17 protein-coding genes are annotated in these 17,790 nt (G+C 38.6%); 7 read left to right on the top strand and 10 right to left on the bottom strand.

Annotated features, from left to right (window positions below; translation table 11 throughout):
* The first annotated feature begins 288 nt into the window (after positions 1 to 288).
* Positions 289 to 1,689: a magnesium transporter gene (gene mgtE / locus H6G79_RS11965; protein WP_190588845.1), complete on the top strand. Its 1,401-nt coding sequence runs from the start codon at positions 289 to 291 to the stop codon at positions 1,687 to 1,689.
* 117 nt (positions 1,690 to 1,806) lie between these two features.
* On the opposite strand, the gene ssuE is transcribed toward mgtE, so the two are convergent.
* From ssuE to H6G79_RS11945, 4 genes are all read right to left on the bottom strand, one after another.
* Complete coding sequence (ssuE, locus tag H6G79_RS11960) at positions 1,807 to 2,373, bottom strand: NADPH-dependent FMN reductase (RefSeq protein WP_190588843.1); 567 nt, start codon at positions 2,371 to 2,373, stop codon at positions 1,807 to 1,809.
* Between the two features lie 30 nt (positions 2,374 to 2,403).
* Positions 2,404 to 3,006, bottom strand: a complete 603-nt coding sequence (locus H6G79_RS11955; RefSeq protein ID WP_190588840.1) for a carbonic anhydrase — start codon at positions 3,004 to 3,006, stop codon at positions 2,404 to 2,406.
* A gap of 28 nt (positions 3,007 to 3,034) precedes the next feature.
* The gene (ssuD, locus tag H6G79_RS11950) at positions 3,035 to 4,195 is read right to left on the bottom strand and encodes an FMNH2-dependent alkanesulfonate monooxygenase (protein WP_190588839.1); all 1,161 of its coding nucleotides are present in this window, start codon (positions 4,193 to 4,195) and stop codon (positions 3,035 to 3,037) included.
* A 96-nt stretch (positions 4,196 to 4,291) separates the two neighbouring features.
* Positions 4,292 to 4,444: a hypothetical protein gene (locus H6G79_RS11945; protein WP_190588838.1), complete on the bottom strand. Its 153-nt coding sequence runs from the start codon at positions 4,442 to 4,444 to the stop codon at positions 4,292 to 4,294.
* 198 nt (positions 4,445 to 4,642) lie between these two features.
* Here H6G79_RS11945 and H6G79_RS11940 point away from each other — a divergent pair, with 198 nt between their 5' ends.
* Complete coding sequence (locus tag H6G79_RS11940) at positions 4,643 to 5,815, top strand: RNA-guided endonuclease TnpB family protein (protein WP_190588837.1); 1,173 nt, start codon at positions 4,643 to 4,645, stop codon at positions 5,813 to 5,815.
* Between the two features lie 135 nt (positions 5,816 to 5,950).
* On the opposite strand, the gene H6G79_RS11935 is transcribed toward H6G79_RS11940, so the two are convergent.
* Positions 5,951 to 7,279 (bottom strand): NAD(P)/FAD-dependent oxidoreductase, encoded by a 1,329-nt coding sequence (locus tag H6G79_RS11935; RefSeq protein ID WP_190588836.1) that lies wholly within the window; start codon positions 7,277 to 7,279, stop codon positions 5,951 to 5,953.
* A 385-nt stretch (positions 7,280 to 7,664) separates the two neighbouring features.
* Here H6G79_RS11935 and H6G79_RS11930 point away from each other — a divergent pair, with 385 nt between their 5' ends.
* From H6G79_RS11930 to H6G79_RS11910, 5 genes are all read left to right on the top strand, one after another.
* Positions 7,665 to 8,345 carry a Uma2 family endonuclease gene (locus H6G79_RS11930; RefSeq protein WP_190588835.1) on the top strand — a complete coding sequence of 227 codons (681 nt, stop codon included), beginning with the start codon at positions 7,665 to 7,667 and terminating at the stop codon, positions 8,343 to 8,345.
* Positions 8,346 to 8,430: 85 nt separating this feature from the next.
* Positions 8,431 to 8,655 carry a type II toxin-antitoxin system Phd/YefM family antitoxin gene (locus H6G79_RS11925; RefSeq protein WP_190588834.1) on the top strand — a complete coding sequence of 75 codons (225 nt, stop codon included), beginning with the start codon at positions 8,431 to 8,433 and terminating at the stop codon, positions 8,653 to 8,655.
* Positions 8,655 to 9,035: a PIN domain-containing protein gene (locus H6G79_RS11920; RefSeq protein ID WP_190588833.1), complete on the top strand. Its 381-nt coding sequence runs from the start codon at positions 8,655 to 8,657 to the stop codon at positions 9,033 to 9,035. The genes H6G79_RS11925 and H6G79_RS11920 overlap by 1 nt, the downstream gene beginning before the upstream one ends.
* An 87-nt stretch (positions 9,036 to 9,122) precedes the next feature.
* Complete coding sequence (locus H6G79_RS11915; RefSeq protein ID WP_190588832.1) at positions 9,123 to 10,373, top strand: ribulose bisphosphate carboxylase small subunit; 1,251 nt, start codon at positions 9,123 to 9,125, stop codon at positions 10,371 to 10,373.
* Positions 10,374 to 10,426: 53 nt separating this feature from the next.
* Positions 10,427 to 10,864: a hypothetical protein gene (locus H6G79_RS11910; RefSeq protein WP_190588831.1), complete on the top strand. Its 438-nt coding sequence runs from the start codon at positions 10,427 to 10,429 to the stop codon at positions 10,862 to 10,864.
* 35 nt (positions 10,865 to 10,899) lie between these two features.
* Here H6G79_RS11910 and H6G79_RS11905 read toward each other — a convergent pair whose 3' ends face one another.
* From H6G79_RS11905 to H6G79_RS11885, 5 genes are all read right to left on the bottom strand, one after another.
* A complete protein-coding gene (locus tag H6G79_RS11905; protein WP_190588830.1) occupies positions 10,900 to 12,450 on the bottom strand; it encodes a mercuric reductase in 1,551 nt (516 codons plus the stop codon).
* A 115-nt stretch (positions 12,451 to 12,565) separates the two neighbouring features.
* A complete protein-coding gene (locus tag H6G79_RS11900; RefSeq protein WP_242048295.1) occupies positions 12,566 to 13,300 on the bottom strand; it encodes a TVP38/TMEM64 family protein in 735 nt (244 codons plus the stop codon).
* 138 nt (positions 13,301 to 13,438) lie between these two features.
* Complete coding sequence (locus tag H6G79_RS11895) at positions 13,439 to 14,188, bottom strand: TVP38/TMEM64 family protein (RefSeq protein ID WP_190588828.1); 750 nt, start codon at positions 14,186 to 14,188, stop codon at positions 13,439 to 13,441.
* Positions 14,189 to 14,262: 74 nt separating this feature from the next.
* On the bottom strand, positions 14,263 to 14,964 hold the full coding sequence (locus H6G79_RS11890) for a TIGR04283 family arsenosugar biosynthesis glycosyltransferase (protein ID WP_190588827.1): 702 nt from the start codon (positions 14,962 to 14,964) through the stop codon (positions 14,263 to 14,265).
* A gap of 35 nt (positions 14,965 to 14,999) precedes the next feature.
* Positions 15,000 to 17,759: a hypothetical protein gene (locus H6G79_RS11885; RefSeq protein ID WP_190588826.1), complete on the bottom strand. Its 2,760-nt coding sequence runs from the start codon at positions 17,757 to 17,759 to the stop codon at positions 15,000 to 15,002.
* Between the last annotated feature and the right edge of the window lie 31 nt (positions 17,760 to 17,790).

The following is a 17,790-nucleotide window of genomic DNA, read 5'->3' as shown; positions in this document are numbered from 1 at the left end:
TAGTAGTTCCTTCTAATGAGGGATGACAGACTCATAGTACTGGTGAGATTGGATGTGAGGAGTGTGGGAGGAAAGATTTCTCCACCATCCTCCCACACCCTTACACTATCTTCTTCTTGACTAAGTTTTGAGTATTAATTAACAGTCTATTTGCTACGTTAACAGGAGAAATTCAAGAAAAGTTAAGCTAAGGTAAAAAAGAATACATCGTTTAAGGTTTCATCTTCCGGCATTGTCTCATAGACTAGGGGCAGCAACCTTATTAAAACTGGCTGAGGAAAGTGGAAATTGACTGAGACAAACAACTTAAATTCTCCGTTCCAGGATGTGTCCCGTAGAGAATTGCGAGATTTAGTCAGAACTCAACTGCAAATGCTGTTAGAAGCAGCAGATTTACAAGCGGCAAAATCAATTCTTGTACCCGTACAACCTGCGGATATTGCTGAAGCAATTGAAGGTTTACCGGAAGCGATGCACGCTTTAGCTTTTCGTTTACTTTCTAAAGATGAAGCGATCGCAGTTTACGAGTATCTTGACTATAGTGTACAAGAACGATTAATTGAAGAATTAAAAAGTCAAGAAGTTCGTGATATTGTCGATCAAATGTCTTCGGATGACAGAGCAAGATTATTTGATGAATTACCTGCCAAAGTTGTCAACCGTTTACTAGAACAATTAAGTCCGGTAGAACGTCAAGCTACGGCTTTGCTGTTAGGTTATGAACCTAATACAGCCGGACGAATTATGACTTTAGAGTTTATTTCTCTCAAGGAAAATATTACAGTTACTCAGGCTCTAGAGCGGATTCGTCGTTTAGCTAATGCCAGCGAAATAATTTACTATCTCTACGTCACAGATGCAGAAAGACGCTTGACAGGGATTGTATCTTTGCGAGATTTGGTAACATCTCAACCAGAACAAATCATTGGGGAAATTATGACCCGTGATGTGATATTTGTTCGCACAGATACAGACCAAGAAGAAGTAGCAAGAGTTATCCAAAGATATGACTTTTTAGCTGTACCTGTAGTAGACAAACAACAGCTTTTAGTTGGTATTGTTACGGTTGATGATGTAATTGATATTTTACAAGAAGAAACCACCAAAGATATTTATGCGTTAGGTGGTGGTGTACAGTCGAGTGGCGATAATTATTTCCAGATGAACTTGATGGAAGTTGCTCGTAAACGAGTCGTATGGTTATTTGTTTTATTAATTACTAATACTGTTACAGGCACAATTATTAAATCCCAAGAAGATATTTTAACCAAAGTAGTTACGCTAACAGCATTTATTCCGTTATTAACAGGAACAGGCGGTAACGTTGGCGCTCAATCTTCGACAGTAGTAATTCGGGGGATGAATACTGAAGAAATTCGCTCACTCGGCACATGGCAAGTAATTGGCAGAGAAGCGATCGCTGGTTTACTCTTGGGTGGTATGCTGGGGATTATCGCTACAATTTGGGCATATTTTTTACAAGGCAGAATTGAAGTTGCGATCGCCGTCGGTACTAGTTTAGTGGCGATTTCGGTTTTAGCTTCGGTTTCTGGTTCCACACTGCCATTTTTATTTCGGATGTTACGTTTAGACCCGGCTTTGATGTCTGCACCATTTATCACCACAGCCGTTGATGTCTTAGGGGTCTTGATTTATTTCAATTTGGCACGGGTAATTTTAAAGTTATAGCAAGAGGCACTCCGGCAAAGCCGGAGAAGTCAAAAGTAAAAAATCAAAAGTCAAAAGTAAACAGATGGATAAAATTTACCCATCTGTAGCAAGTAAGCGGAGGTATAAACTTGTGTATTAGTTAGCGTGTGCTAGTTGTGGAGATTCAATCGCGGAGAATTTCACAGCCTTGGCGAACTCTTGTAGCACGTCTTTTAGCCGTTGTTCCAGTTCCTCATCTAGCAGGACGCTATCATCAGGTTGCTTTTGAATTTGTTTGTCAACTGCATACACGGTGGCGAGAATATGCCGTGCGCCTAACTCGCCTAAGATGGGTTTCAGGGCATATTCAATGGCTAACAAATGGGCAATTGTGCCGCCAGTTGCTAAGGGTAACACGACTTTGCCAGTCAATGATTTTTGCGGGAGTAAGTCTAAAAATGCTTTGAGTATGCCTGTATAAGCAGCTTTGTAGATTGGGGTGGCAATAATTACGCCGTCGGCTTGGGCTAATAAAGCTTTGGGTTGTTCTAAGGCGGGGCTGTCATACTTGCCAAAGACTAAATCTTCCGCAGGTAAATCGCGCACAGAAATAATATCTATGTGTAGACCTTCTTTTTCTAATAGTTTGGCAGCATATTCCAAAATTCCGTAGGTTCTGGAAGGATGGGAAGGACTACCAGCGATCGCTAAAATCCGAGTCATGTAAATACACTCCTAATTTATACAATTAATTCACGGTGATTTTGTCTTGGTCTGCATAGCCTCGGCTGTGTTGACCTTCTCACTTAAACGTTCGTAGGGGCGGCGTAAACTCATAGTCTCAACTTCCCAGATGTAGCCATGAATCACCACATAATCGGGAATCAACGGAGATTGACGTAACAATTCCACCTGCTGTTTGCAGATTTCGTCCACATCGGTAAAGGTTTTAATCCATTTGGAAAACACACCTTTGGGTAGTTTCAACTCTGGTAAGGCGGGATCAACTGCAACTGCATCTACATCAATCCCTCGGCTGCGTAACACTTCACTCAGAAAGTCTCCAGAAGCACTCATCATGCCGCACTCGGTATGGTTAATCACAATAATTTCTTTGGTGTTAAAAAACTGTGTGGTTAACATCGCTGACCGAATAGCATCATCTGTAACTAACCCGCCAGCGTTACGAAAAATATGTGCATCGCCTTCGCCAATTCCTAAAGCTTTTTCTACTGGTAAACGTTCGTCCATGCAGGCTAGTACCCACAAGCGTTTATTGTTGGGTATGCCTAACTGTCGCCGCAATGACCAAGCTTCTTTTTGGGCAATTTGTTCGTCAATTTGTTGATGTAACATAGCGGCTAATCTCCCATTCCTTGACTTTTTAGGATATGGACGCAGCTTTGTGCTGAGGCTGCTGCTTCAGAAATTCTTCATTAGCAACAATCTCGCCAAAGGGACTGATGATGTGTTGTTCTTCAACTTTGGGCAAGTTTTCTAACGGCAAACGGGGGAATAATAATTCTGCAACGCGATAAGCTTCTTCTAAATGGGGATAGCCAGAAAGAATAAAGGTTTCAATTCCCAAGTCTGCATATTCCTGCATTCTGGCGGCGACTGTATCGGGATCACCTACCAGTGCTGTACCTGCCCCACCGCGCACTAAACCCACACCCGCCCACAAATTTGGACTAATTTCGAGTGTTTCGCGGCTACCTTTGTGTAGCTGACTCATGCGGCGTTGTCCTTCCGAATCCATCCGCGCATAAACTTTTTGGGCTTTGGCGATCGCTTCATCATCCACATAGCGAATCAATTGATTCGCTGCGTCCCAAGCTTCAGTTTCAGTTTCCCGCACAATAACGTGCAGCCGAATGCCAAACCGCAAAGTTCTACCTTCAATCTCTGCAAGTCTGCGAACTGCGGCAATTTTCTCAGCAACTTGCGCTGGTGGTTCACCCCAAGTTAAATAAACATCTACGTGCTTGGCGGCGATTTTTTGAGCAATGGCCGAGGAACCACCAAACCATAACGGCGGATAGGGTTGCTGTACAGGCGGAAACACAATTTTGCCGCCTTGAATATCTAGATACTCACCTTTGAGGTCAACTGTTTCGCTACTAACAAGCGATCGCCATACCGTCAAAAATTCATCTGTTAATTCATAACGCTCATCGTGATCCAAATGCAAGCCATCTCCGGCCGCCTCCACCGGATCACCACCCGTCACGACATTAATCAACAACCTCCCCCCAGACAGGCGGTCAAACGTCGCCGCCATCCTCGCGGCTAACGTTGGCGACATCAAACCCGGACGTATCGCCACCAAAAAACGCATCCGTTGAGTTAATGATACTAGAGTTGATGCCACAACCCAGGCATCTTCGCAAGACCTACCCGTAGGTAATAAAGCCCCTGTGTAACCCAGGTCATCCACTGCCTGTGCAATTTGCCGAAAATATTGAAAGCTAACAGTTCTACCGCCTGTTGCTGTTCCTAAGTAGCGCCCATCGCCGTGGGTAGGGATGAACCAGAGTAGCTGCATGAATCCTATCCTTTTTAACTCGGTAACTTTATCGATTTACCGTACTTTATCTTGGATTAAGAGTATCACACATTGAACCCAGGGAAGCAAGGGACTTTAGCAAATTTCTGCTTTTAGCTTAAACAAAAAGAAGCCCCACATCTGACCCAAAGGGCAGTGTGGGATGAATTTTTGGGCGGCGACGAATTGACCAACAACTAATTCAATCCGCAGGATTGACAGGGGAGTTGGTCGGTGAGGAGTCGCCATTTTTTATGCTTGGCAACGTATCGATCAGCTCATCTATCACTTGAGTCATTGTTTTGTCTGCGTACTCTGCATATTGTTTGAGCTTATTGAATCTGCGCTCTGACATTCTTAATCGTAATTGTTTATTTTTCATTTTGGTTACACGGTGGATACACTTTATGCTATACTGTTTCCAGGTCGAAAAACAAGGATAAAGTGATGAAAACCTCATGCCAATACAAAATCAAACCTACTAAAGAGCAAGCAGAAAAAATTGATAAAACGCTGGAAATGTTACGTTGCCAGTACAATTATTTGCTTGCTCAAAGGTTTGACTGGTATGAAATGAATCGCTGTTCCATTGATAGATGCCCATTAATTTGTCACTTACCAGAATTAAAGGAACAGCCCAACTACTACAATCAAAAAGCGTCTTTGGTACAACTGAAAGTTGATAGACCTTGGTACAAGGATATTCATTCTCAAGTATTGCAAGAAGTTCCCAAAAAGGTTGAACTAGCTTTTGATAGATGGTTAAAAGGTGACGTTAACGGCAAGAAATCTGGTAGACCTAGATTTAAAGGTAAAGGGCAATATAAAACTTTCACTTATACCCAATTTAAACGCCATCATTTTGTTAACAACAAAATCACGCTGTCAAAGATTGGGGAAATTAAGGTAATTGTTCATCGCCAGATACCTGATGGGTTTGATATTAAAACTGTATCTCTTAGCAAGAAAGCAGATGGCTATTATGTCACCTTAAGCCTTGATGACAAAGCAGTGCCAACTGTTAAACCTGATTTCAATAGAGACAATATTGTCGGAATTGATGTAGGTTTAATTGATTTTTATGTAGCTTCCGACGGTTCTAGAATTGCCGCACCCAAACATTTACGCAAAGCTGAACGTAGATTAAAGTCAGCACAGCGTAGAGTATCTAGGCGGAAAAAAGGCTCTAATAGACGCAAGAAAGCTATTCAAAAACTGGGTAAACAGCATAAAAAAGTTGCTGATACTCGCAGAGATTTTCACTTTAAAACAGCTAAATCGCTGCTTGATAAGTATGATATTGTAGCTGTTGAAAAGTTAAATATCAAAGGACTGGTTAAAACAAGACTGGCTAAAAGTATTAATGATGCTGGTTGGGGTCAGTTTATAACAATACTTTCCACCAAAGCCGAAAATGCTGGGTTGAAAGTAATAGCTGTTAAACCAAACGGTACTAGTCAGGAATGTTCTAACTGTGGTCACAAAGTTAAAAAACCGCTATCTCAAAGAATGCACAATTGCCCTGTTTGTCACACAAGTATTTGCAGGGATTTGAATGCGGCTATAAACATAAAGGCGCGTGGGACGCACGCCCTTAAAGCTCAATTAATGTCCTCATAGAGGAGTCGTTGAGAAGCCCACACTCACCCGAAGGGGAGTGTGTGGAGTACGTCACTCCCCGACTCCCTTACGGCTGAACCCATTAGCGAGTCTTCTCCCAAAAGGAGACGCTTTCCCGCAGGGTAGGACGCAAAGTTATAAGAGGTTGAGGGAGTTATTGGGTAAGTCCTGGAATTTTTCATTGGATTTCTTGACTTTAGCAATCCAACCTTGATATAGATTCAAAATCTCTGCATAAGGAACAGTAGTTTCTGAGATTAAATAAAATAGCGGCTGGGCAAAATTTTTGGGGAATAATTTGTGGAGAATTTTGGCTGAAATGTCTCTAATCAGATACTCAATAAATAAACCCTGGGATAAAGGAAACGCGTTATTTCCCAGTTCTACTAAAGCATAACCATCGGGCTGACGGCGCACAGTAAATTGTGCGATCGCCTGTGGGATATTATCAGAATATTCATCTAAAAGCTGGTCAAATATCAATACATCTTCCAGAGCAGCATTGCAACCTTGACCAATGGATGGAGATACAGCGTGAGCCGCATCACCTATTAGCAATACACTATCACCATAATGGTAACTTTGACAGCGAACTGTTAACACTGTTGATGGTTGTTTATTACCAAAAGCTTCCGCCTCTGATGCTGGCATTAATTGACCAATGTCTGGAAAATTTGCTTGAAAAAAGTTTAATACTTCTTGCTGGGTGGCAAGATTAGCTACTTGATTTTGCTGACGAGGAAAGTGAATAATTCCACTCATAGTTTTGCCTAATTGATGGAGTAAGAACACAACTGTGCCATCTTTCAGCATCCAAGAATGGATTTTATCTGCGGCTAAATTAATCTTGGAGTTAGCATCAAGATTAGGTAAGAAAAACGATTTATAATCTGTGGGAATATATTTTTGTTCACAGGAAAAATTTGCGGTCAACTTCAAACTTTCTCTAACCGCCGAATAGGCTCCATCAGCACCAACTAAAAAATCATAATGAACAGTAAAAACTTCTTCCGATACTTCAGATTTATTGATAACTGTTAAAGTTTTAGTCGCAAAATCAACTTGCTGACATTGACAGTCAAAGTGAATATTTAAGCGATGATGATACTTATTAGTTAAGTCTTCTAAAATTGCGATCGCTAAATTTGTTCTATCAAGGGTGAATAAAGGATTTTGTCGCGGACTATATCTAGTTTTCCCATTCCTTTGATGAAAAATCGTGCCATTCATAACTAAACTTATATCTTTGACTGCTGCTTCTAATCCCTCAATTTGTCTTAAAGCATACATACCTCTCTCGTTGAGAGAGATAGGATAAGTCCTGGATTTAGAAAAAGCTACAATTCTAGGATCACTGCGACGCTCATAAATCTCTACTTGATAATTATCACCACGACGTAACAAATACTGAGCTAATAAAAGTCCACTTGGGCCAGCGCCAACAATCACTACTTTTTTTAGCATAAGTTTAGAATTGATATATGGATGATGAGAATAATGTGCAAGTTTGCCAGTCAAAATTCCGTATTCTGCTAGATAGAAAGTTTCATAGTCTCATATTAATTATTATCAAAATCCAAGTAATTTTAGATTACTAGGTCTATGAAATGATCATAGTTTGAATAACTATATTAAATTATTAAATTAATTTATAATATTTATGGCGAATTAAAAAATCACTAATCAAACTTATATGGTAATACAAAAAATGAATAATCAACCACTGTCAGAAGTAAGAATTTGCTTTTTGGGCGAATCATTTTGTTACTAATTGGGATTCTTGGTTAATTTTTTGTAATTAAGAATTGCTTATACTAGATGCAGTAAAACTCCTACGAGGAATCTGACTATGACAGCATCAGATATTAAAATACCACCTTTAGAAAGTGGCGATCGCCTAACTCGCCAAGAATTTGAACGTCGTTATTATGCCATGCCTCATACTAAAAAAGCAGAACTAATTGAAGGAGTTGTATACGTGGCCTCACCCTTACGTTTTAAAAGTCATGGAAAACCCCACGGAAACTTGATAATTTGGCTAGGAACTTACAAAGTTGCTACCCCTGGCGTGGAGTTGGGTGATAATTCCACAGTCCGCTTAGATTTAGATAATGAACTACAGCCGGATGTTGTGCTGTTGATTGATGAACAACTGGGTGGACAAGCAAGTATTAGTGAAGATGATTATATAGAAGGCGCACCAGAATTAATTGCCGAAGTTGCTGCGAGTAGTGCTGCTAATGACTTGTATGATAAAAAGCGCGTATATCGACGCAATGATGTAAAAGAATATATTGTTTGGCAGGTTTTTGAGAATCAATTTGATTGGTTTATTTTAGAGAATGGTGAATATAAATCATTAACATCTGATATAGATGGGATTATCAAAAGTTATGTCTTTCCTGGTTTATGGTTGGATGTAACTGCGCTGTTAACTGGAGAAATGACCCAAGTGTTAGCAGTACTGCAAAGAGGTTTGAACTCACAAGAACATCAACTATTTGTACAAGAATTAGCTAATAAATCTTAAATTTTTCATTCAAATTTAAGCTATATAATTTGTGAATATAAAATAATCAAATTCACTCCCAAACCCTAAGTCCCCACAGGTATTTATGCAGCAAATTAATTTAGCTGAAGCATCTCAACACTTATCAGAATTGATTGACGCGGCGCTTGATGGTGAAGAAATTATCATTACAAAAGATAATCAGCAGGCTGTGAAATTAATTCCTATATTGCCAGTGAAACGCCGTCCCAAATTTGGTAGTGCTAAGGGAATAGTGACAATATCTGATGACTTTGACGAACCATTAGAAGAATTTCAGGAGTATATGTAGTGCAGCAACTTTTAGATACTCATACTTTTATCTGGTTTATTCTGGGTAGTTCAAGATTTAGTAATAGTCTGCGATCGCAAATAGAAAACAATGATAATTTTCTTAGTATTGCCAGCATTTGGGAAATGGCAATCAAACACAGCATTGGCAAGCTAAATTTTAATTTAAGCTTTGCTGAGTTTGTTGATCAGCAAATCATTATGAATTGTATTCAAATAATTAATATCGAAATTGAGCATATTTTAACTGTTTCCCAACTGCCATTACACCATCGTGACCCTTTTGACAGAATGTTAATTGCTCAGGCAATAGTAGAAAATCTACCTATATTAAGTGCTGATACAATTTTTGATACTTATCCGGTCAAGCGTTTGTGGTAGCGATGCTGAAATTCTACCGCAAGATTAATAAACATTCGTTACCAAAAAAACTTAGCATTATTGAATCAGTCTTCACCAGGGATATTCATGAGTTATTATATTGCTCCTCGATTTTTGGATAAAATTGCTGTTCACATCACTAAGAACTTCTTAAATCTTCCTGGTGTGAGAGTTCCTTTGATTTTAGGCATTCATGGACGTAAAGGTGAAGGAAAAACCTTTCAGTGTGAATTAGCTTTTGAAAAAATGGGTGTGGAAGTGACACTCATTTCTGGCGGCGAATTAGAAAGTCCCGATGCGGGAGACCCGGCGCGGTTGATTCGGCTACGCTATCGAGAAACAGCAGAACTGATTAAAGTGCGCGGTAAAATGTGCGTGCTGATGATTAACGATTTAGATGCAGGTGCAGGCCGCTTTGATGAAGGAACTCAATATACTGTAAACACACAGTTGGTAAATGCCACACTGATGAATATTGCAGATAATCCCACAGATGTGCAGTTACCAGGAAGCTATGATGCAAATCCCATCCGGCGTGTACCAATTATTGTTACAGGTAATGATTTTTCCACGTTGTATGCGCCGTTAATTAGAGACGGACGGATGGAAAAGTTTTATTGGGAACCTGACCGGGATGACAAAATTGGAATTGTTGGCGGAATTTTTGCACCAGATGGACTCTCTAAGCGGGATATTGAACAGTTAGTTGATACTTTTCCTAATCAATCAATTGACTTTTTTAGTGCGTTGCGTTCTCGAATTTATGATGAGCAAATCCGCAACTTTATTCATCAAATTGGTTATGAACGTATATCTTTACGTGTGGTAAATAGTGTGGAAGGGCCGCCAGAATTTAAAAAGCCAGATTTTACTTTATCTCACTTAATTGAGTCTGGTAATTTTATGGTTGGTGAACAAAAACGGGTGGAAAATTCGCAGTTGGTGGATGAATATAATCGCTTGAATCGAGGTAGAAGAAATTATCAACCAGCATCATCTGTGGTGGAAACACCAACTCCTCAGCCGTCAACAAATGGATCTCGTCAACAATCAACATTAAATACGCATGTATCACTAGAAACACAAGAACAAATTCGGCAAATTTTGTCTCAAGGTTTAAAAGTTACTTTTGAACATGTTGATGAACGGCGCTTTCGTACAGGTGCTTGGCAAAGTTGCGGGACAATTCACATCGATGCGGAATCTGATGCGATTTCAACTTTAGAATCCCATCTTACTGAATATAGCGGTGAGTATGTCCGCTTGGTAGGAATTGACCCAAAAGCTAAACGGCGAGTTGTGGAAACAATTATTCAACGTCCGACTAGTAGAAATTAATCATCCTATTTGATAGGTGAACAATAGAGGTAAGGAGGACAAGGGAGAGGTGTTTGTCCATCATTGAGGATTGTTATAGATTGATTTTAAAGGCGATCGCACCACCAACACAACAGGCGATCGCTTTTATTTTTGAGTACTATACTGATAAATATGGCTACATATTTAAAGATATTTTCAAACATAATTTTTTCGCTATGCGCTCCTTACTCTGGCAAAACTTAAAGCTTACCATTCCCACAGCCTTAGCATTTACTATTCTTGGTTATGCTGTTAGTTTACCGATGAGCTTTCTTTTTTATGGAGAAGCAGCTTTTTGGAAATTCCGTCTCAGTAACGCAATTAGAATTGAGACACAAAAGCTTGATGAGCTTGATAGATTTCAAGCTAGAGTTGCTCTTGGAAGTACAGCAATGGGAATTATCATAGCTCAAACTGTTTTCATTGTTCATGCCTTTGCACCCAACCATCGCCAGATTAACAATGAATGATGCTCAGATTTTCGATTTTCCAGCACATTGAACCGTTATGAAAACTTAGTCAAAAATCCGAGAATGCGTTTGGTATTCGCAGTCAAGAGAGTGCGACGGTAAGCATCGGCGGCTTTTTTAATGGCTTCGGCTTGGGTGGGGTAGGGATGAATAACGCTGCTTAATTTACTCAAACCAATTTTATTCACAATTGCGGTGGTGACTTCCGAAATCATCTCACCTGCATGGCTGGCAACAATGGTAGCACCGAGAATTTGATCAGAACCTTTTTTGTGGAGAATTTTGAGAAATCCGGCTTCTTCACCATCGGCGATCGCACGGTCTACACTACTAAAAGGAATTTTAATTGTTGCTACCTCAATACCTTGTTTTTTTGCTTCATGTTCATACATTCCTACATGGGCAATTTCTGGGGATGTGTATGTTACCCAAGGCATAATTAAACTACTGAGTTTAGAACGCCCTAACCCAAAGGGAGAAAACAGCGTATTTTTAATCACAATTCTGGCTGCTGCATCCGCCGCATGGGTAAATTTCCAATTCATACAAATATCGCCAGCCGCATAAATTTTTGGGTTGGTTGTTTGTAGATAATCATTGACTTGTATACCGTGATGAGTGTCGTATTTTACTCCCACAGCTTCTAAGTTTAAACCTTCCACATTGGGCGCACGTCCCGCACCTACTAAGATTTCATCTACGGTGACGGAATCTCGATAACCGTTACTAGAAAAGTAAAGTCGCTTACCTTCAGTAACAGCAACCACTTCTTCTAATTGGCAATTTAATACTACACGAATGCCTTCTTGAATTAACACATTTTGAACAATTTCGGCTGCGTCTGCATCTTCTTTATTTAACAGATGCGAACCGCGATGTAACAACGTCACTTCACAACCCAAACGCTGAAAAGTTTGGGCTAATTCACAACCAATTGGCCCGCCTCCAATCACAGCTAATTTATCTGGACACTGAATCAAAGAAAAAACTGTTTCATTAGTTAAATAACCAACATTTTCAATTCCCGGAATTGACGGTTTTACAGCCCTAGCACCAGTCGCAATTACCGCTTTTTTAAATTGCAAAATTTTGCCACCGACTTCTACAGTATTGTTGCTAGTAAAACAACCATTCCCCAAGAAAACATCAACACCTAAATTTTTAAAACGTGCTGCGGAGTCATGATGACTAATTCCCGACCTGATACGGCGCATCCGTTCCATGACTGCGGAAAAATCAACTTCTACTTGTTGTTTAGGAATATTAATTCCTAAATTTTTGGCGTGCCAAATTTCACCAATTACCCGCGCAGAACGAATAATAGATTTTGATGGTACACAACCCACATTCAAGCAATCTCCCCCCATGAGATGCTTTTCAATTAATGCGACTTTTAAACCTAAATCTAAACCTGCTGCACCCGCAGCAACAACTAAGCCGGCTGTTCCCGCACCAATAACTACTAAATCATAACAATCGGCAGGCTGTGGATTTACCCAATCTGGCGGATGTACATAAGAAACTAATTTTTGATTGTATTCATCTACTGGACGAACGATAACTCTTGATAATTCTGAATTAGACATAGTTTGAAGTGTGAAGTATGAAGTATGAAGTGTGAAATGTAATACCAAATCAATATGAATAAATTTGTATATTCTACATCTTGCACCAAACGAAGCCGCTTGCGCGTCTACGTTTTTATAGCCGCGAATTCCATTCGTCGGGGCTAGGTGCTTCATCGTTTATTTTTACTTCTTCTGCTAAAGCTTTCCGGGCAATGCGGGTAACATAAACAGTAACTGCAACTGTGGCGATCAAACCGATGATCCGAATTGCCCATTGTACGGTAGAATTACTCGGTTGACCTTCAGTACCAATTAATGCCAAATTCCCGGCTAAGGAACCAATATAAACATACATAATTGTGCCAGGAATCATCCCGATTGAACCAATAAAATAATCTTTTAGGGAAACTCCTGTAACACCAAAGGCATAGTTTAATAAGTTGAAGGGAAATATAGGCGAAAGTCGAGTTAATAAAACAATTTTTAATCCTTCTCGACTAACGGCGCGGTCAATGGCGCTAAAGTTTTGATGATTGGAAATTTTATTTGCAACCCAATTTCTCGCTAAATAACGTCCTACTAAAAATGCTGCTGTCGCACCTAAAGTTGCACCAATAAATACATATAAAGAACCCCAAACAACACCAAACACAACGCCTGCGCCCAAGGTAAGAATTGACCCAGGTAAGAAAGCCACAGTGGCAATAATATACAGTCCAATAAACGCGATCGCACCTACTGTTCCTTGACTATCAATCCATTGTAAAGCATCACGTAACAGGGTTTGGGGATTCAATGTATTACTTTGTACTGCTGTTTGGGCAATGGCTGATTCTGGATGAAATAAAATGGCGATCGCCACAGTCATTACAGCTAATATAAGTAATTGGTAAGCTTTAACCAAGCTCGGCCAATGATAATTATTTACTAAAAATTTGTTTTTCATTTTATTAAATCAAAATATATTTATTTACAAATTCTGGACTTCTGGCATTAGTCTAAAATATTATTGATTCTTTTCTTGAACTGTTTCTGTAACTGCCATACTCTGCGATAAAGCTTTTTGGGCAATTTTGGTAATATAAATAGTTACAGCCACAGTTGCAATTAAGCCAATTATCTGCATAATCAATTGATAAGTTTTGGCTTCGGGTGTAAGTGTTTGACTGGACATATTAGTCATAGCTAAATTGCCCGCTAATGTCCCCATATAGACATACATAACTGTCCCTGGCAGAATCCCAAAAGAACCTAATATATAATCTTTAAGGGAAACTTGCGTGACACCAAAAAAGTAATTTAATAAGTTAAAGGGAAATAAAGGACATAATCTTGTTAGCAAGACAATTTTCCATCCTTCTTTGGCTACTGCGACATCAATGGCTTTTAATTTAGGGTGTTGCTCAATTTGCTTGGATACCCAATTTCTAGAAAAATAACGCCCAATCATAAAGGCTAAAACTGCCCCAATAATGGCTGCAATTAATACATATACAGAACCCCAAAATACACCAAATAAACAGCCAGCTTTTAAAGTTAAAACTGAACCAGGAATAAATAATAATGTCGCTAAGTTATAAATACCTATATATGCAACAACGCCCCAAATTCCCAGGCTGTTGACATAGGTAACTAAATTAGTAAAAAATACTGAAAAATTAAGAAACCTAGCAGTAATAACCAAGGCGGCGACAAGTATCACTAATAAAATAAATTTAAGCTTACCTTGGAATTTAGGCTGTGGTTGTGTCACCATAATTTTTTCATCCTAAATTATTTGTGCTGGTATCTCTCTTTTAACTAAAATACTCCATTTAAATAAGAAATAGCTTAATTCTGCTTAAATTTTTCCCGACGATACCAACTACGAATGCGGGCTGGTGACACGCCAAACAAATAAGCAAGCACAATAATTTGATTGAGTAAGGTAGTTTTCACAATTCCCTTTTGCAACCATCTCCGCGCTGAAGTTACTACTGGCGTATTGATAATTACAATGCGTCCTGTAGAATTTAACCGACGGATTAATTCAAAGTCTTCCATGATAGGGAGTTCAGGAAAATTGCCAATTTTTTGGAAGATTTCTGGAGTTAAAAAAATTGCTTGATCACCGTAGGGCATTTGGAAAAAACGCGATCGCAATTTTACACCCAACTCCACCAACCTTAACCCAAAAGCTGGGTGATCAATCTGCAAATCAAATGCACCAGCCACTACTCCCGGTTGTTGTAAAGCTGTGCAAATCAAAATATCAAAGCCAACAGGTAAACGAGTATCTGCATGAAGAAATAGCAACACATCACCACTAGCCACCGCCGCACCTGCATTCATTTGCTTTGCGCGTCCAGGCGGTGAGGAAATCACTTTCGCACCCAAAGACTGAGTAATTTTGATTGTGTCATCAGACGAGCCACCATCGACGACAATCACTTCTATATTTTTACCAGATTGAGTGCTGGCGATCGCGCCTGAAATATTATCGGCTTCGTTGAAAGTAGGAATAATAATTGAAATGTTAGCAGTTTGTTGCATTGAGATTGCCTTAAAAAATAAATTATCTACTTTACTTAAAACCGAAATCCTCCCTCAAAACGCGCCTCAAATGTATTTCCACTCATACCTAAGCGAGATTCCCAAAACATACCATTACTCGGAATATCACGCTTAATTAATAACCCATAAGAAAAATCATTAACTCTGCTTCTAATACCACGGCTAATATCTCTAAAGTTTTGCAAATAAGTACCCAAATACCAATTATCATTTATCTTTTGCGTGCCTTCTAGAGTGTAGAAAAAATTTTCACTGATTTCTACCGTAGTTTTCAACTCTACTCCTGTACTAAATTCCCATGCACCTTGAAAAAATCCTGATTGTCTTAGACGACGAGTTGCATCATAAAATATAATTCCCGTAGTCAATGAATAGTTATTTCTATCTTTATCTTGGCGAATCAAAGAATAACTCAAATTAATATAAGCAGGATTTTGATAATTGCTGCCACTATTCCAATGAAACCGTAATGCAGGAATATGGCTAGTAATAGCTTGAGTTTGCCCAGCAGCATTTAATTCTATATGAGTATCAATATAGTTTAATAAGCCATTAGTATAGAAACCTAACGTTGGCTCGGAATTTCCAAGTTCATTGGTAATATTAAAAGCATTACTAGAATTTAAATTCAACCAAATCCCAGAATTAATGCTATAGTTCCAATTACCAGCAGCCCCAGCCCATAAAGTTTCGATCGCAGGTAAAGATAAATAACCATTAAACGTTTGTATATGGGTAATTAGTCGTCCATTTTGGCTGAGTTCAATATTATCAAATGCTAAATCAAATGAACGAATATTTACTGGAACTGTTGTAGTATCAGATGAATTATAGTTCTGAACAAAACTCTCACCATTAGGACTAATTAAAGCTACTTGTAAAGCTGACGAGCGATTATTGGTACTTATCGGTATTTGTTTTGCAGGAATTGGCACATTTACAGAACTTAAACGTCCAAAACTGCGATTGGAAACATCTATTTTAGAAATATAAGTTTTACCTTCTCTCCAAGTACGTTCGCCACGAATAAACTGCACAGCCCGACGATAATTTCCTGCGCGAATTTGAAAAATGCTAGAACTAGTTGGTGTGATTTTACCGGGAAAAGTATAACTTCCAGAAATTTGCTCTAAACTACTTGTTCGATTACCTAAAAACAATGTTCTGTTGAGAAGTTGATTAATTTTTCTTCTTTGTTCTGGCGTAGCTTTTGAGTTAATAGGTGCAAAATTTTCTTGTCGAGACAATCGCGTTTTAGCTTCTTCTAAACTGTTGGCTATTTCAGGAGGATGAATAAATTCAAAAACTCCTCCCAATAGCATTCCCAGAGAAGTATTAGCAGTTTGGATTTGATCTACATCTATTTGATCAAGAGAAAAAGACAGAGAAACACCAGGATTACTATAAATATTAGTGTAAGTTGCTTTGTTAACTAATGAATCGTATTGTAATAAAGTCCGATTATGGGGACGACTGAAATAAAATCTCTGCCAATTTTGATTTTCTGTTTTATCTCTAGTTCTTAGTAAAGTTTGTTGTTGACCTAAAGTCACCCAAAATAGCGAATTTAAGTAAGATAAATTACGTTGCTGATTGCTAATATCAGGATTTAGCAAAATATCAAACAAATCAGAGTTATCAAATTGTTCTCGACTCCCTTGTTTGATTCCTGGTATCGAAGTAGTTTGGGCTTGAAATCTTGTTAATTCACTAGTTAAAGGATTTCCCCAAATAAAACCAGCTTGTTTTAAATTATTTTGAGGAACTATTTCACCTCTATGTAGGCTAACATCTCCTAATAATGGTTGTAAGTTATTCGTAGGGAAAGATTGTAAAATTAAAGGAGGACGATTAGTACTCAAGCTAGAAATATTAGGAACTATCGAATTTATTTGTGAACTATTGGCTGTCAGTGGACTATTAATTTGAACAGACGGTGCAGGAATACCTATTGGATTAATTAATTCAGCAGCAATTGATTGAATAGAAAATTGATTGAAGCTAGTTCCTCCTACTAGTTCTTGAAAGTCTGGCGGGATGGAAGAAACAGCTTGCATTCCCCATAGCCTCTGCGTTAAGCGTACAATTTGAATACGTTGAAAGTCTGTAGTTTCTCCTTGATATGAAATCCCACTTTGCCAACCCTGAGTTTCTACAACAATTCGATTATTAGGTAATACCCAGTAAAATTGCTCTGCTGGCTGAAAGTGTGCAAAATTGAATCGCTCAACTATGGGATCTTTTGCAGAAAACTTAATCGAAAAATCAATGTAATTGGCATTTTTAAAAGGGTTAAATGTGGATGTAGCGAAATTTAAGTTATATCTGGGGTCAATTATCCAAGGATATCTCGTTGCACTGTTAGTCAGAGCATTGAGTATTAATAGTTGTAACTTTTTTTTGGTGTCAACAAAATTTTGTTGTGGCTCATTTAGATTAGTTGGCTTGGTAGTGTCTGGTTCATTATTATAAAAATCTGGGTTGAGAATTGGATTAAAGAAGTTTGGAATATTTGCATCATTAATATTCGGAAAAACTTGAATCGGTTCTGAAATTATATTTTGTGCGGTGCATGTATTTATAGAATTACATCTAATGTTATTCCCAGACTTATAATTAGCGAAAGTTTGGTTATCTGTAGGCTGAGAATTGATTAAACCTTGAATTGGTATAGTTTTAGCTTCTACTTTTTCAGGGATTAAATGAGATATAAATAACAATGTGAACAGCAATAGATAATAATATTGCTGCTTATGTAATAGTTGGTTAAACATGAGCAAACCCAATATATGATTTTAGGTGGCA

Source organism: Anabaena sp. FACHB-83 (genome assembly GCF_014697485.1).
Taxonomy (GTDB): domain Bacteria; phylum Cyanobacteriota; class Cyanobacteriia; order Cyanobacteriales; family Nostocaceae; genus Nostoc_B.
Note: the sequence above shows the minus strand (reverse complement) of the source record. Positions and strands in the feature narration are given on the sequence as shown.

Excerpts from the sequence above, each read along its gene's own strand:
- ssuE (WP_190588843.1), bottom strand. The coding sequence starts at position 2,373 with ATGACTCGGATTTTAGCGATCGCTGGTAGTCCTTCCCATCCTTCCAGA.
- H6G79_RS11955 (WP_190588840.1), bottom strand. The coding sequence starts at position 3,006 with ATGTTACATCAACAAATTGACGAACAAATTGCCCAAAAAGAAGCTTGG.
- ssuD (WP_190588839.1), bottom strand. The coding sequence starts at position 4,195 with ATGCAGCTACTCTGGTTCATCCCTACCCACGGCGATGGGCGCTACTTA.
- H6G79_RS11945 (WP_190588838.1), bottom strand. The coding sequence starts at position 4,444 with ATGGCGACTCCTCACCGACCAACTCCCCTGTCAATCCTGCGGATTGAA.
- H6G79_RS11940 (WP_190588837.1), top strand. The coding sequence starts at position 4,643 with ATGAAAACCTCATGCCAATACAAAATCAAACCTACTAAAGAGCAAGCA.
- H6G79_RS11935 (WP_190588836.1), bottom strand. The coding sequence starts at position 7,279 with ATGCTAAAAAAAGTAGTGATTGTTGGCGCTGGCCCAAGTGGACTTTTA.
- H6G79_RS11930 (WP_190588835.1), top strand. The coding sequence starts at position 7,665 with ATGACAGCATCAGATATTAAAATACCACCTTTAGAAAGTGGCGATCGC.
- H6G79_RS11925 (WP_190588834.1), top strand. The coding sequence starts at position 8,431 with ATGCAGCAAATTAATTTAGCTGAAGCATCTCAACACTTATCAGAATTG.
- H6G79_RS11915 (WP_190588832.1), top strand. The coding sequence starts at position 9,123 with ATGAGTTATTATATTGCTCCTCGATTTTTGGATAAAATTGCTGTTCAC.
- H6G79_RS11905 (WP_190588830.1), bottom strand. The coding sequence starts at position 12,450 with ATGTCTAATTCAGAATTATCAAGAGTTATCGTTCGTCCAGTAGATGAA.
- H6G79_RS11900 (WP_242048295.1), bottom strand. The coding sequence starts at position 13,300 with ATGACTGTGGCGATCGCCATTTTATTTCATCCAGAATCAGCCATTGCC.
- H6G79_RS11895 (WP_190588828.1), bottom strand. The coding sequence starts at position 14,188 with ATGGTGACACAACCACAGCCTAAATTCCAAGGTAAGCTTAAATTTATT.
- H6G79_RS11890 (WP_190588827.1), bottom strand. The coding sequence starts at position 14,964 with ATGCAACAAACTGCTAACATTTCAATTATTATTCCTACTTTCAACGAA.
- H6G79_RS11885 (WP_190588826.1), bottom strand. The coding sequence starts at position 17,759 with ATGTTTAACCAACTATTACATAAGCAGCAATATTATTATCTATTGCTG.